The following is a 513-nucleotide window of genomic DNA, read 5'->3' as shown; positions in this document are numbered from 1 at the left end:
TGGTGTAATGCTTCATCCCATTGAGAATTAGCTTGATCTGTTCCTGTATCTCTATCAAGAATTGTAATATTAGGATTGCGATCTGGACTACTTCCGGTTTTATCTACATCCACTACATAATCCTCTCCTGCTTTCATGAAGAACGCGGTTATAGCATTATTAATCCAAGATTCTAAGTGCTGTTCAATAAACGGTCTGAGATTATTGGGAACATGTATAAATTTTTCTCTTTCAATGCACTCTTTTAAAAGGTAAAGAAAACGATCTTTGTAACAATTAAATTCAGGTGAAAGTACTTTATTAAGTTCATTGTCATTAATGTTTCCTTTTAACAATTTGCCCTGATCATCTAATATCTCAGTTTTGATTAAACGTTCCCACATAATATTTTTTTGCTGCTCGCTTAATTCAGACCCAAGCTTTCCAATATCTTCTTTTTTCACCAATCCATATAAGTCACTTATCACTGCTTCTTTAATTGCTTTAGCATCAAAAGCATAGCAAAGTTCTTTA

Annotated in this window: 1 protein-coding gene; it reads right to left on the bottom strand. The window is 32.9% G+C overall.

The genetic code is table 11. The features are described from left to right. Nucleotides 1-513 (bottom strand): hypothetical protein (locus ACIPNH_RS01200; RefSeq protein ID WP_400771126.1); only part of this gene is annotated, 513 nt, incomplete at both ends.

Source organism: Wolbachia endosymbiont of Drosophila barbarae, from assembly GCF_044752445.1.
GTDB classification, from domain to species: domain Bacteria; phylum Pseudomonadota; class Alphaproteobacteria; order Rickettsiales; family Anaplasmataceae; genus Wolbachia; species Wolbachia pipientis.
Note: the sequence above shows the minus strand (reverse complement) of the source record. Positions and strands in the feature narration are given on the sequence as shown.